At 72.8% G+C, this 13,485-nt stretch carries 12 protein-coding genes; 10 read left to right on the top strand and 2 right to left on the bottom strand.

Annotated elements, in window-relative coordinates; translation table 11 throughout:
- Positions 1-41: 41 nt before the first annotated feature.
- Positions 42-1,043, bottom strand: coding sequence for a hypothetical protein (locus tag U874_RS14305; RefSeq protein WP_157834245.1), 1,002 nt, complete (start codon positions 1,041-1,043; stop codon positions 42-44).
- On the opposite strand from U874_RS14305, the gene U874_RS14310 reads away from it, so the two are divergent.
- From U874_RS14310 to U874_RS0109125, 10 genes are all read left to right on the top strand, one after another.
- Entirely contained in the window at positions 1,029-2,129 is a 1,101-nt protein-coding gene (locus tag U874_RS14310) for a hypothetical protein (protein ID WP_025134228.1), read from the top strand. The genes U874_RS14305 and U874_RS14310 overlap by 15 nt on opposite strands.
- Positions 2,126-3,166 carry an HAD-IIA family hydrolase gene (locus U874_RS0109085; RefSeq protein WP_025134229.1) on the top strand — a complete coding sequence of 347 codons (1,041 nt, stop codon included), beginning with the start codon at positions 2,126-2,128 and terminating at the stop codon, positions 3,164-3,166. Before U874_RS14310 ends, U874_RS0109085 begins: the two co-directional genes overlap by 4 nt.
- A 46-nt stretch (positions 3,167-3,212) precedes the next feature.
- Positions 3,213-3,506: a hypothetical protein gene (locus U874_RS15810; protein WP_232755901.1), complete on the top strand. Its 294-nt coding sequence runs from the start codon at positions 3,213-3,215 to the stop codon at positions 3,504-3,506.
- Positions 3,499-4,455: a TlyA family RNA methyltransferase gene (locus U874_RS0109095; protein ID WP_025134231.1), complete on the top strand. Its 957-nt coding sequence runs from the start codon at positions 3,499-3,501 to the stop codon at positions 4,453-4,455. Before U874_RS15810 ends, U874_RS0109095 begins: the two co-directional genes overlap by 8 nt.
- The gene (locus U874_RS0109100; protein WP_025134232.1) at positions 4,439-5,365 is read left to right on the top strand and encodes an NAD kinase; all 927 of its coding nucleotides are present in this window, start codon (positions 4,439-4,441) and stop codon (positions 5,363-5,365) included. The genes U874_RS0109095 and U874_RS0109100 overlap by 17 nt, the downstream gene beginning before the upstream one ends.
- Positions 5,362-7,056, top strand: coding sequence for a DNA repair protein RecN (recN, locus tag U874_RS0109105; protein ID WP_025134233.1), 1,695 nt, complete (start codon positions 5,362-5,364; stop codon positions 7,054-7,056). The genes U874_RS0109100 and recN overlap by 4 nt, the downstream gene beginning before the upstream one ends.
- 105 nt (positions 7,057-7,161) lie before the next feature.
- Positions 7,162-8,424 (top strand): AI-2E family transporter, encoded by a 1,263-nt coding sequence (locus U874_RS0109110; RefSeq protein ID WP_025134234.1) that lies wholly within the window; start codon positions 7,162-7,164, stop codon positions 8,422-8,424.
- Positions 8,425-8,478: 54 nt separating this feature from the next.
- Entirely contained in the window at positions 8,479-10,173 is a 1,695-nt protein-coding gene (locus tag U874_RS0109115) for a CTP synthase (RefSeq protein WP_025134235.1), read from the top strand.
- Complete coding sequence (locus tag U874_RS0109120; protein ID WP_025134236.1) at positions 10,166-10,825, top strand: NUDIX hydrolase; 660 nt, start codon at positions 10,166-10,168, stop codon at positions 10,823-10,825. The genes U874_RS0109115 and U874_RS0109120 overlap by 8 nt, the downstream gene beginning before the upstream one ends.
- Entirely contained in the window at positions 10,825-11,802 is a 978-nt protein-coding gene (locus tag U874_RS0109125) for a site-specific tyrosine recombinase XerD (RefSeq protein ID WP_029988085.1), read from the top strand. Before U874_RS0109120 ends, U874_RS0109125 begins: the two co-directional genes overlap by 1 nt.
- 83 nt (positions 11,803-11,885) lie before the next feature.
- Here U874_RS0109125 and U874_RS0109130 read toward each other — a convergent pair.
- On the bottom strand, positions 11,886-13,485 hold a 1,600-nt coding region (locus U874_RS0109130), incomplete at its 5' end, for an Ig-like domain-containing protein (RefSeq protein ID WP_025134238.1).

The following is a 13,485-nucleotide window of genomic DNA, read 5'->3' on the forward strand; positions in this document are numbered from 1 at the left end:
CGGGCACACCAGTGATGGTGCGTCCGAATGCGGCCCTCTACTCATTTATAGACTTGTTTTGAATAGCGCGCAGCAGGAGGCAGCACATGAACGATCGTGACCGGAGCGAACGGCCGGACGACGGTGCTCCCCGCAAGCGTCGGGAGGGTTCTCCCTACCGCGGCGACCGGAACGACGGGCCGCGCTCGCGTCGAGATGATTCCGCAGGGCGTCCGCAGCGCCGCGATGGCGGCCCCAACCGGTTCTCCGGCGGTCCCCGTGGCGATCGCGACGACCGTGGCGGTCAGCGCCCGCAGCGCGACGGCGACCGCCCGTACCGCGGCGACCGGAACGATCGGAATGATCGTGGTGGGCAGCGCGATGAGCGCCGTCCGTTCCGTGGTGATCGGGACGAGCGTCGCCCGTTCCGTGGTGATCGCGACGATCGTGGGGGCCAGCGGCCGCAGCGCGACGGTGACCGCCCGTACCGCGGCGACCGGAACGATCGGAATGACCGTGGCGGGCAGCGTGACGAGCGCCGTCCCTTCCGTGGTGATCGGGACGAGCGTCGCCCGTACCGTGGCGATCGCGACGACCGTGGCGGTCAGCGCCCGCAGCGCGACGGCGACCGCCCGTACCGCGGCGACCGGAACGATCGGAATGATCGTGGTGGCCAGCGTGATGAGCGCCGTCCCTTCCGCGGCGATCGGGACGAGCGCCGTCCGTTCCGTGGTGATCGCGACGACCGTGGCGGTCAGCGCCCGCAGCGCGACGGCGACCGCCCCTACCGCGGCGACCGGAACGATCGGAACGATCGTGGTGGGCAGCGCGACGAGCGCCGTCCCTTCCGCGGCGACCGCGACGATCGCGGTCCGCGCCGTGACGGTGGCCCCCGCCGTGACGGCGGCCCCCGCCGCGACGGCGGACGGGATCAGGGTCCCCGCGAGAGCTACGGCCGGGGCGGCACGCGCGGCGGCGGCCGGAGCGACCGCGGCGGCCGTGACCGCGAGTTCACCGAGGCGGAGCGCCTGCAGCACGAGCTGCGTCCCGTGCGCGCGGAGCACGACGACCCGATCCTGCCGGACGAGGTCAGCGCGAAGGACCTCCACCCCGCGGCCCGGAACGAGCTGAAGACGCTGCAGGTGGATCTGCAGGATCGCGTCGCGCGTCACCTGGCGATGGTCGCCTTCCTCATCGACGACGATCCCGAGCTCGCGCACCAGCACGCCCTCTCGGCGAGCCGCCGCGCAGGCCGCATCCCCGTGGCCCGCGAGACGCTCGCGATCACCGCGTACCGCACGGGCGACTTCGCCCTCGCCCTGCGCGAGCTGCGCACGCACCGACGCCTGAGCGGTCGCGTGGAGCATGTTGCGCTCATGGTCGACTGCGAGCGCGGCCTCGGCCGCCCGGAGAAGGCGATCGAGACCGGTCACGAGATCGACGCCAGCACGCTCGAGACCGAGGAGCGGGTGCACCTTGCGATCGCCATGTCCGGCGCGCGCCTCGACCTCGGCCAGACGCAGCAGGCGCTGTTCGAGCTCGAGATCCCCGAGCTGAACCCGTCGAAGGCCTTCTCGTGGAGCCCCGACCTCTTCGCCGCGTACGCCGCGGTGCTCGAGGATCTCGGCCGCGCCTCCGAGGCCAAGCGCTGGCTCGCTCACGCGGACCGTGCCCTCGCGGCGCTCGCCGCGCACCACGGCGGCCGCGACGAGCTCGAGGTCTTCGAGATCCTCGAGGTCGAGCCGGAGCCGGAGTACGACGAGGATCACGGCGTCGACGCGGACGCGGCGATTGAGGCAGACGCAGCGGTCGAGACAGACGCCGACGCCGATGCCGCACAGGCAGTGCCGGAGACGGACGCCGAGGCAGCCGAGGCCGCTGAGCCCGAGGCCGCTGAGCCCGAGGCCGCTGAGCCCGAGGCCGCTGAGCCCGAGGCCGCTGAGCCCGAGGCAGCTGAGCCCGCCGAACCGGCGGCCCCGAAGCGCTCGTTCGCGGAGGAGGTCGAGGCCGAGGTCGACGAACTGCTCGCCGAGGCCGGCATCACCGACACGACTCCGGAGGCCGGTGAGGCTCCGGAAGCCGACGATGCTCCGGAAGCCGACGATGCTCCGGAAGCCGACGATGCGGCCTCGGAGGAGCGAGCGAAGTGAGCCTGTTCGGTCGGCGCCGCACGCCGCTCGGTCCCGCGCCCGTCGACGGTCGCGAGCTGCTGCTCGCCGACCTCGACGGCGTGGTCTACCGCGGACCGGGCGCCATCCCCGGCGCCGTTGCGGAGCTGAACCGAGCCGCCGAGCGGCTGCCGCTCGGCTACATCACGAACAATGCCTCGCGCACGGATCGCGCTGTCGCGGAGCACCTCCGCGAGCTCGGCCTCACGGTGACCCCGAACGAGGTGGTGACCTCGCCGCAGGCCGCGGTCGCGCTGCTGCGGCAGACGATCGCTCCGGGCGCCACGATCCTCGTGATCGGCGGCGACGGGCTGACGGACGAGCTCGAGAAGTCCGGCTACGTCGTGACGCGGAGCGCGGACGATGCTCCGGCCGCCGTGCTCCAGGGATTCGCGCCCGAGGTGGGCTGGACCGAGCTCGCCGAGGCCGCATTCGCCCTCGCGGAGGGGCCGAACGGCGAGCAGCTGCCCTGGATCGCCACGAACACCGACTGGACGATCCCCGTCGCCCGCGGCCTCGCGCCAGGCAACGGCACGCTCGTCTCCGCCGTCCACACCGCGGTGCAGCGCCTCCCCGTGTTCGCGGGGAAGCCGGAGACCGCGATCTTCGAGACCGCGTTCGCGCGCTTCGGCACCCGGAACGCGCTCATGATCGGCGATCGGCTCGACACCGACATGAAGGGCGCACGCGCCGCCGGGATCCCGTCGCTCCACGTGCTCACGGGCGTCGACCGCCCGAAGCAGCTCGTCGCCGCGTCGCGGGACATGCAGCCCGACTTCATCGTGGCGAGCCTCGCGGAGCTCCACGAGCCGTACCCGAGCACGGTCCAGCTGAAGGACGGCTCGATGCAGGTCGGCACGGCTCGCGTCGGCATGGACGGGCACATCGTGCGCATCGACGCCGAGGGCGATTCGCAGATCAACCTGCTCCGCGCGGGGTGCGCGGCGATCTGGAACTCCGGGCTCGCGATCTACGGGCTCAAGGTGCCCGAACTGCTCTACGCTGACCACTGGCGCTGAGCGAACGCTCCGCCTCCGTGTCTGCGGTGGCGGCTAGGCTGGTCGCATGAGCAGCCACGAATCACCCGTGCCGGGGCCCCGCCCCGCGGCGCTCGGTGCCGCGGTTCCCGTGCCCGCAGCTCCGAGCGCGGCGCCGGCACGCGCAACGGCCCCCGTGCCCGCGGCGCCGAGCGAGGCGACGCCTGCGGGCGCCACGGGCGCATTCGCGGACGAGGAGAGCCTGCTCGACCGGGTCGAGCTCATCGAGGCGCAGCCGCTCGCCGCGCGGGCCGCGGGCTTCGAGCAGCTGCACGACGAGTTGCTCACCGAACTGCAGCGGGGCGACCTTGGCGATGCGTGATCAGGTGAGCGGCGACCAGGCGCCTCGCGTCGCCGAGTCGCAGGCCTCGGTCGACGGTGCCGCTGCGCCGATCCGCGAGGCCGTGTGGCGGGGGAGCGATCCGGAACGGCTGGATCGGGTGCTGCCTGAGCTCGCGCTCGTGCGCTCCCGCAGCCGCGCCGCCGAGCTGATCGCTGCGGGGAGCGTGCGCATCGACGGGCGGGCGGCGTCGAAGCCGGGCGCGAAAGTGACCCCCGGCGCCCGCGTGGCCGTCGCGGGGGAGGACCACTACGTGGGCCGCGCCGCGCACAAGCTCCTCGCGGGGCTCGACGCGTTCGGCCTCGACCCCGCCGGGCAGCTCGCGCTCGATCTGGGCGCGTCCACCGGCGGCTTCACTCAGGTGCTCTTGGAGCGCGGTGCGCGCGCCGTCCAAGCGATCGACGTGGGCCGCGACCAGCTGGCGCCCCAGCTGCGCGCTGACCCGCGGGTGCGGCTCGTCGAGGGGCGCAACGCGCGCGAGCTCTCGGCGGAGAACCTCGCGGCGGACACGGGCATCGCGGAGGCCCCGCAGCTCGTCGTCGCCGACCTCTCGTTCATCTCGCTCACTTTGATCCTGCCGGCGATCGCGCGCTGCGCTGCCGCCGACGCCGCTCTCGTGCTGCTGATCAAGCCGCAGTTCGAGGTCGGCCGGGTGAAGGACGGCGTGGTGACGGATCCGGCGCTCTGGGCCGAGGCGATCCGGATCGTGCTGCGAGCCGCGGCTGAGTCCGGCTTCGCTGCCCGCGGGCTCGAGCGCTCGCCCATCGCGGGCGGCAGCGGGAATCGCGAGTTCCTCGTGCACTTTGCGCGCGGCGCGGCCCCGCTTCCGACAGAATGGGAAGAGCGGATCGCGGCGCTGACGGCGCCCGCGGCAACGAGCGAGCGCGCCGGGGCCGGCCCGCGGAAGGAGCGCGATGACCACGGTGCATGAGGATGCCGCGCGGCGGATCCTGATCGTCTCCCACACGCACCGCGACGAGGCGATCGCCGCGACCGTCGCTGCGGTGGCCGCGCTGCAGGCCGCGGGCGTTGTGCCCGTGTTCGACGGTGCGGATCGCACGGAGTTCGCGCCCCACCTCGACGTATCCCGGGTCGCGAGCCTCTCGGACGACGTGGCGATCGAGCAGCTCGAAGTGGCGATCGTGCTCGGCGGCGACGGGACGATCCTGCGCGCCGCGGAGCTGCTGCGCGGCTCGGAGTGCCCCATCGTCGGCGTCAACCTCGGCCACGTCGGCTTCCTCGCCGAGATGGAGAGCTACGACCTCGCGTCCACGATCGATCGCGTGCTGAAGCGCGACTACACCGTCGAGGAGCGCCTCACGCTCGAGGTGAGCGCGAGCTGCGACGGCACCGTCATCGCGGAGACGTGGGCCCTCAACGAGGCGAGCGTCGAGAAGCGGCGCCGCATGCTCGAGGTGGAGATCGGCGTCGACGGGCTGCCCGTCTCCTCCTTCGCCTGTGACGGCATGGTGATCGCCACGCCCACCGGGTCGACGGCGTACGCGTTCTCCGCGGGCGGCCCCGTCGTGTGGCCGGGCGTGCAGGCCATGCTCATGGTGCCGATCGCCGCGCACGCGCTGTTCGACCGGCCGCTCGTCACGGGAACGGACTCCGAACTGAGCGTGCGCATCCTGCCCGAGAACGTCGGGCCCGGGGTGCTCTGGTGCGACGGCCGCCGCCGCACCGAGCTGCCCGCCGGGTCCATCGTGCGGGTGCGGCGCTCGCCGCTCTCGGTGCGGCTCGCGCGGCTCAGCACGGCGCCGTTCTCCGACCGGCTCGTGCGCAAGTTCCACCTGCCGGTCTCGGGGTGGCGCGGCAACGGACGAGGGGAGCGCGCGTGATCGACGAACTGCGGATCCGGGATCTCGGCGTGATCGCCGATACGACGCTGCCGCTCGGCCCCGGATTCACCGCGATCACGGGCGAGACCGGCGCGGGCAAGACGATGGTAGTGAGCGCGCTCGGCCTGCTCATGGGCGAGCGCAGCGACGCGGGAGCCGTGCGCACGGGGGCCGCGCAGGCGCGCGTGAGCGGGATCGTGCGCACGACCGACCCCGAGGTGGTCGCGCAGGTCGAGGACCTGGGCGGCGACGTCGAGGACGGCGAGCTCGTGCTGAGCCGCACGGTGAGCGCCGAGGGGCGCAGCCGGGCGAGCGTCGGGGGCACGAACGCGCCCGTGGGCAGCCTCGGCCGCCTCGCCGAGCGCCTCTTCGCCGTGCACGGCCAGTCCGAGCAGCTGCGCCTGCGCTCGGCCGCCGCGCAGCGGGACACGCTCGACCGCTTCGGCGGGCCGGAACTCGCCGGGGTGCTCGCCGAGTACCGCGCCGCCCACCGGACCCGGCGCGAGCTGGGCGAGCGCGTGGCCGAGCTCACGGCCGCGCGCGATGAGCGCGCCGCGGAGGCCGTGCGGCTGCGCACCGAGCTCGACGAGATCGCCGGGGTGGACCCGCAGCCCGGCGAGGAAACGGAGCTCGCCGGCCGCATCGAACTGCTGAGCAATGCCGAGGCGCTCCGCGCCGCGACCGCCTCCGCGCACGAAGCGCTCGCCACCGAGTCCGACGACCCCATGAGCCGTGACGCCGGCAGCCTCGTCGACGGCGCCGTGCGCGAGCTCGAGCGCGTGGCGGAGCACGATCCGCGTCTCGCCACCGTGCTCGAGTCGCTGCGCAGCGTCAGCTTCCAGATCGCCGACGGGGCGCGCGAGCTCGCCGCCTACGTCGACGACCTCGACCAGGACGGGCCGGGGGAGCTCGCGCGCGCGAACGAACGCCTCGCGGCGCTCGCCGGTCTCTTCCGCAGCTACGGCGCCGACTCGGCCGCGGTGATCGAGTACTCCGCGACCGCTGCGGCCCGGCTCACGGAGCTCGACGGTGACGACGAGCGGATCGAGGAGCTCGCGGCCGAGCTCGTCGCCGTGACCGAGCGCGAACAGGCGCTCGCAGAGTGGCTCACAGCGCTGCGCACGGCCGCCGCCGCGCGCCTGTCCGAGCTCGTCTCCGTCGAGCTGCGCCAGCTGGCCCTGCCCGATGCGGAGTTCCTCGTGACCGTGGCTCCCCTCGACGCGCTCGGCGGGGCGGGCGGCGACGAAGTGCAGCTGCTCCTCAGCCCGCACCCGGGCGCCGTGCCTCGGCCCATCGCGAAGAGCGCATCGGGCGGCGAGCTCTCGCGCGTCATGCTCGCGCTCGAAGTGGTGCTCGCGGGCGTCGACCCCGTGCCCACGTTCGTGTTCGACGAGGTCGACGCGGGTGTCGGCGGCGCGGCCGCGATCGAGATCGGCCGGCGGCTCGGGCGGCTCGCCCGCACCTCGCAGGTGATCGTGGTGACGCACCTCGCCCAGGTGGCCGCGTTCGCGGGCAACCACCTGCGCGTGGTGAAAGACTCGGCGGGCGGCTTCACGGAATCGAGCTGCCAGCGCCTCGACGGCGACGCGCGGCTCGCGGAGATGGCGCGCCTCCTCTCCGGGCTGAGCGACTCGGACAGCGCGCTCGAGCACGCGGCCGAGCTGCTCGCGCTCCGCACCGCGGACGCCTGAGCGGGCTCATCCGGCCGCGCGCCATCGCGCCGGGATGATTCCCGCCCGGCGGATCCCGCCCGCCGCATTCGTGCCCGCGTCGGTGGCGGGTGCTACGCTCCCACCATGGCGAAGATCTTCCGACGACGGCAGCAGTCGGCCCCGGTCACCCCCGATATCGGAGCGGGCGAGGCGGCCAAGGCCGCGTACCTCGACTCGCACCCCGCAGTGCGTCACGCCGACATCGAGCAGATGGACGCGGACACGCGGGAGATGTACCGCGACGCGCGCGAGGCCGCCCTCGACGCCCAGGAGGAGCGGGCGAAGACCCCCGCGCGCGAGTTCGTCGTGCGCGGGCCGTTCCAGCTCGGCTTCACGGTGACCCTGGGCGTGCTCGTCGCGCTGCTCTTCGGCGGCATGGTCGACCAGCTCACCACCATCATCATGTACGTGGTGGCGGCGCTCTTCGTGGCGCTCGGCCTCGACCCCGTGGTGCGCTGGCTGGAGCGCAAGGGCATTAAGCGCGGGCTCGGGATCGGCATCGTCTTCGGCGGCTTCGTCGTCGTCATCGCGACGCTGCTCAGCATCGTCATCCCGATGATCGCGAGCCAGATCACCCTCCTCGTGAAGAGTGCCCCCACGCTCTTCAAGGACGTGACGACGCAGCCGTGGTTCATCGACATCAACGACCGCTTCGGCCGCTTCGTCGACTTCGACGCGCTGCTCAAGACGGGCCAGGATCTCGTCAGCCGCCCGGAGAACTGGGCGCAGGTCGCCGGGGGAGTGTGGCAGGCGGGCGTCGGCATCGCCAACGGCCTCACCGCCGTGCTCATCGTGCTCATCCTCACGCTGTACTTCCTGGCCTCGCTGCCCACCATCAAGCGGGCCTTCTACTCGCTCGTCGCGCGCTCCGGCCGCGCGAAGGTGATGGACATCACCGAGCAGGTCACGAAGTCGGTCGGCGGCTACATCAGCGGCATGGTGGTGCTCGCCTTCATGAACGCGGTGCTCGGCTTCATCATGATGTCGATCGTGGGGGTGCCGTTCGCGAGCCTCGTCGCCGTCGGCGTGTTCTTCCTCGCGCTCATCCCGCTCGTCGGCTCGGTCATGGCGACCGTGCTCGTCAGCGTCGTGGCGCTCTTCAACTCGCCCACCACCGCGCTCATCGCCGCCGCCTACTACCTCGTGTACATGCAGATCGAGTCGTACGTGCTCACCCCGCGCATCATGAACCGCGTGGTCTCCGTGCCGGGCGCGCTCGTGGTCATCGGCGCGCTCGCCGGCGGCACGCTGCTCGGCCTCCTCGGCGCGCTCATCTCGATCCCGGTCACCGCCATGGTGCTCATGATCATCAAGCAGGTGTGGGTGCCGCGCCAGGAGATCCGCTAAACGGATCCCGCATTCGCACCCCGCACCCGGACACTACTGATAGGATCGAAGCCCGTGGGAACAGAGCAGAGCGCGGACCAGACCAGCATCACTAAGCACATCTTCGTCACCGGAGGGGTTGTCTCCTCTCTCGGGAAGGGCCTGACGGCGGCAAGCCTCGGCAACCTGTTGACGGCACGTGGACTGCATGTCGTCATGCAGAAGCTGGATCCCTATCTCAACGTGGATCCCGGCACCATGAACCCGTTCGAGCACGGCGAAGTCTTCGTCACCGACGACGGCGCCGAGACCGATCTCGACATCGGGCACTACGAGCGCTTCCTCGGCATCAACCTGTCGCAGGCGGCAAACGTCACGACCGGGCAGATCTACCAGCAGGTCATCGCCAAGGAGCGCCGCGGCGAGTACCTCGGCCAGACCGTGCAGGTGATCCCGCACATCACGAACGAGATCAAGCGCCGCATGCGCCTCCAGGCGGAGCAGACGCCGCAGCCCGACGTGATCATCACCGAGGTCGGCGGCACCGTCGGCGACATCGAGTCGCAGCCCTTCCTCGAAGCCGCACGCCAGGTGCGCCACGAGCTCGGCCGCGGCAACGTGTTCTTCGTCCACGTCTCCCTCGTGCCCTTCATGGGCGCTTCGGGCGAGCAGAAGACGAAGCCCACCCAGCACTCCGTCGCCGCCCTCCGCTCGATCGGCATCCAGCCCGACGCGCTCGTGCTCCGCAGCGACCGCCCCGTCACGGACGACAACCTCCGCAAGATCGCGCTCATGTGCGACGTGGAGGAGCGCGCCGTGGTCAACGCGATCGACGTGCCCAGCATCTACGACCTGCCGACCCTGCTCAACGACCAGGGCCTCGACACGATCATCACCGAGACGCTCGGGCTCGAGGCGCGCGCGCACGCGGTCGACTGGACCGGCTGGCAGCCCGTGCTCGACGCGGTGCACCACCCGAAGGGCGAGGTGACGATCGCGCTCGTCGGCAAGTACATCGACCTGCCCGACGCGTACCTCTCGGTCACCGAGGCGCTCCGCGCCGGCGGCTTCGCACACTCGACCAAGGTGAACATTCGCTGGGTCCCCTCGGACTCCTGCGAGACCCCCGAGGGCGCGCTCGAGAAGCTCGGCGACGTCGACGCGATCTGCGTGCCCGGCGGCTTCGGCGTGCGCGGCATCGAGGGGAAGCTCGGCGCGCTGCGCTTCGCCCGCGAGAACGCGATCCCCACGCTTGGCCTGTGCCTCGGCATGCAGTGCATGGTCATCGAGTACGCGCGGAACGTCGCGGGGCTCGAGGGCGCATCCTCGACCGAGTTCGATCCCGAGACCCCGGTTCCCGTCATCGCGACGATGGCGGAGCAGGTCGACATCATCGACGGCGGCGACCTGGGCGGCACCATGCGCCTCGGCCTGTACGAGGCGGCGTTCGCCGAGGGCTCCCTCGCAGCCGAGCTCTACGGCGCGCCGAGCGCGAGCGAGCGCCACCGTCACCGCTACGAGGTGAACAACCGCTACCGCGACGAGATCGCGGCGGCCGGCCTCTCCTTCTCGGGCACGAGCCCCGATGGCGAGCTCGTCGAGTACGTCGAGCTGCCGCGCACCGTGCACCCGTTCTACATCGCCACGCAGGCGCACCCCGAGCTGCGCTCGCGTCCCGGCACCCCGCACCCGCTGTTCGCGGGCCTCGCGGGCGCCGCGATCGCGCGCCGCGACGCCGCACGCCTCTTCGAGGTCAACGGCGGTGAGTAACCAGCCCGACCTGGCGGGCGCGCCCCTCGCGGACGCGCCCGCTGAGGTCGAGGTGCTCGACAGCGAGCTGCTCGTGCGCGGCCACGTCTGGGACGTGCGCCGCGACCGCTTCCGCTTCGGCGGCGGCGAGCTCGTCCGTGACTACCTCGACCACCCCGGCGCCGTTGCGGTCCTCGCGCTCGACGCCGAGGATCGGGTGCTCCTGATCCAGCAGTACCGCCACGCCATCGGGCACCGCGACTGGGAGATCCCCGCGGGCCTCATGGACGTGCCGGGCGAACCGGGCCTCACCGGCGCGCAGCGCGAGCTCGCGGAGGAAGCCGACCTCGCCGCCGAGCGCTGGGACCTCCTGCTCGACCTGTTCCTCTCGCCCGGGGGCACGAGCGAGGCCATGCGCATCTTCCTCGCACGCGAGGTGCGCGAGATCGCGCACGACTACGTGCGCGGTGAAGAAGAGGCAGAGCTGGTGCCGCACTGGGTGCCGCTCGACGAGGCGGTCACCGCCGCGCTCGACGGGCGGATCCAGAACGCCGTCACCGTGAGCGCCGTCCTCGCGGCCGCCGCCGCCCGCGCCCGCGACTGGGCGAACCTGCGCGACCCCGAGACGCCGTGGACGGCGCGCGCCGCCGCCCGCGGAGAGCGTTCGCGCTGATGTCGCTGAGCGCGGCGCAGGGGGCGGAACGGTTCCTGCGCCACGTCGCGCTCGAGCTCGGCCTCTCGGCGAACAGCCAGGCCGCGTATCGGCGCGACCTCGCCGCCTACGCCGCGTGGCTCGACGCGCAGGGGATCGACGATCTCGCCGCGGTCACTCCCGCAACGCTCTCCGCCTACGTGGCCGAGCTGGGCGCGGCAGAGCGGCCGCTCGCTCCGGCCTCGATCACCCGCCGCCTCTCCACGGTGCGCGGCATGCACCGATTCCTGTTCGAGGAGGGGCTCCTCGACACCCATGCCGGCAGCGGCGTGCGCACCCCGAAGCGGCCGCAGCGGCTCCCCAAAGCGCTGCCCATCGAGGACGTGGAAGCGCTTCTCGCCGCGGCCGGCGGGGGAGACGAGGCGAGCGCCGCAGATCCCGTGGCGCTCCGCGACCGGGCCGTGCTCGAACTGCTCTACGCGAGCGGCGCCCGCGTGAGCGAGATCTGCGCGCTCGACGTCGACGATCTGCTCGCCGTCCCCGGGGGCGCGGACGCCTGGGGCGACCCCGTCGCCGCGCTCGAAACGGGCGGTCTGCTCCAGGTGACGGGCAAGGGCGCGAAGCAGCGCATCGTGCCCTACGGGAGCTACGCGGGCCGCGCGCTCGCGGCGTACCTCGTGCGCGCCCGCCCCCATCTCGTCGCCGCGGGCCGGGGCACGCCCGCCCTGTTCGTGGGCCCCCGGGGCGGGCGGCTCTCCCGGCAGAGCGCATGGCTCGTGATCCGGGCAGCGGCCGAGCGGGCGGGGATCGAGGCCGAGGTCTCCCCGCACACGCTGCGGCACTCCTTCGCCACCCACCTGCTCTCCGGCGGCGCCGACGTGCGCACCGTGCAGGAGCTCCTCGGGCACGCCTCCGTGACGACCACGCAGATCTACACCCAGGTGACCGCGGACACGCTGCGGGAGCACTACCTCCTCGCGCACCCGCGCGCGCGGTAGCCCATGCCCGTCTGCCCGCGCGGCCGAGCGCACACACGTGGGCCCCGGGAGCGCGCTGCGATCCCGGGGCCCACGTGTGGCGACTAGCGCCGGCGCTCCCTCCGCCGTGCGGCGAGGGTGAGCACCGCGGCGGCACCGAGCAGGCTCATGCCGAGGACGCCGAGGCCGAGCAGCGAGGCCGCACCGGTCGACACGAGCGCGTTCGGCTGCGCGGCGGTCTTCCCGGGGGCCCGGGTGGGCTCGGGGCTCGGCACCGGGGTGGGCTTCGGGCTCGGCTTCGGGTGCTCGCCGTTCTTCACCGAGACGGTGATGCTCGTCGTGCGGGTACCGTCGGGGGAGGTGACGGTCACCGACACCGAGCCGCCCGGCACGGAACCGGTCGTGGTGCAGCTCCACCGGCCATCGGCGTCCGCGGTCGTGGAGCACACGGTCGTACCGTCGGCGTCGGCGATCTCCACCTTCGACCCCGGAGGCGCCGTGCCGGAGCACGTGACCGTGCCGTCGGCGTTCGCGACGCAGCTGACGTCCTGCTCGGTGATCAGGGGAGCGGGATCGACGATCACCTGGATCGGCCGGCCCGCGCTCTCCGAGCCGTCGGGAGCGACGATCACGGGAGTGAGCGTCGACTCGCCCTCGGGGAGCGGCTTCGCGGGCGTGCACGACCACGTGCCGTCGGGGCGCACGACGGCCGAGCAGACGACCGTGCCGTTCTCGTCGCGGATCTCGACCGTGTCGCCCGGGGTGCCGGTGCCACTAATCTCGGGCTGCGGATCCCGGATCACCTCGCCCGCGCCGGGCTTCCCGATCGCGGGCGGGCTCGGCAGGGTCGTGGTGCCGGACTCGTTGCCCGCGGGGTCCTGCACCGTGATGCTGAGCGGGAACTCGGTCACCGGGCGCGAGGACTCGCAGCTCCACTGCAGCGACGGCGGAACCGTGGCCTCGCAGACGAGATCGCCGTTGCCATCGCGAATCACGACCGTGTCGCCCGCCGTTTCACCGGTTCCGGAGCAGCGGACCGTGCCGTCGGCGAGGACGGCGCAGCCGCTCCCCGCGGGGGTGCTGGGCTTCGTGAGGTCGACGGTGACGGTGACGGGCGCGCCGGTCACCGTGGTGCCCGCACGATTCGTCGCGGACACGGTGAAGGTGAAGCGGCCCTCCGTGAGCGTGAGGCCGGAGCCGCACGACCAGGCGCCCTGCTGCACCTCGGCGGAGCAGACGACGAGCCTGTTCGCCCGGCTCGCGCGCGATGAGCCGGACTCCTTCGCGGGTGCGACTCGCACCGTGACCCGGGTGCCGTTCGCGCCGGTTCCGGAGAATACGGGCGTCGTGCTCGCGATCGAGGAGCCGTCGGCCGGCGACACGATTACGGGCGCCTCGGGGAGCCCGGAGTCGACCGTGACGCTCACGGTCCCACCGGAACTCGTGTTGCCCGCGGGATCCGTGATCGTCACGGTGAGCTCGTGCTCGCCCTCGGCCAGCGCGGGATCCACGACGCAGCTCCACTCGCCCGAGGGCGGGACGACCGCCGTGCAGACCGTGGTGCCCTGCTGATCGGTGATCGTCACGGTGCCGCCGGGCTCGCCGGTCCCCGTGAACTCGGGGGTGCCGGTGTTCAACGCGTCGCCGTCCTTCGGCGAGCTGACGACGGGCGCCTCGGGGTTTGTGGTGTCGGTGGTGATGGTG

Source organism: Leucobacter sp. PH1c (genome assembly GCF_000633415.1).
Classification (GTDB): domain Bacteria; phylum Actinomycetota; class Actinomycetes; order Actinomycetales; family Microbacteriaceae; genus Leucobacter.